Here is a 526-nt window from a genome sequence, read left to right as displayed (position 1 = left end):
ACCCGACCATTCTCCGCTTGTGTGACCGTGCACTCGATCTCCCGCAAGGCGCGCGCCATCAGCTCGCTGGTCGGAGCGTCGTCCTCGACGATCAGCACGTGCCGTGGCTCGCCCCGCGGGCAGCACTTTTCCACCGCACGGACCAGTTGGTCGCGATTGATCGGCTTGATCAGGTAATCGGCGGCGCCGAGCGAGAAGCCGATGCTCTGGTTGTCGACGATCGTGACCATGATCACGGGAATTTCGGCGAGTGCCGCATCTTCCTTCATGGCACTGAGCACGGCCCAGCCATCCATCTGCGGCATCAGAACGTCGAGCGTGACCACGTCGGGTTTCAGCGTGCGGGCAAGCTGCATCGCCTCCTCGCCATTGGCAGCCATGCGAACGGCGTAGCCACAGCGCTGCAGGTGTCGACGCAGCAGCTCCCGCGCGTTGGGATCATCGTCAACCACGAGAACGATGGGCGCATGCTCGGGCTCCGCGACCTGCAGATCCAGAGAACGCTTCTCTACCGCCCCGGTCGCAG

At 64.3% G+C, this 526-nt stretch carries 1 protein-coding gene; it reads right to left on the bottom strand.

Annotated elements, in window-relative coordinates; translation table 11 throughout:
- A partial coding sequence (locus AC5ZG5_RS46415; protein WP_496165594.1) for a response regulator occupies window positions 1-526 on the bottom strand: 526 nt, incomplete at both ends.

Source organism: Bradyrhizobium sp. Ses1 (assembly GCF_059512365.1).
The sequence above is the reverse complement of the archived record's forward strand: the minus strand, read 5'-3'. Positions and strand labels throughout refer to the sequence as shown.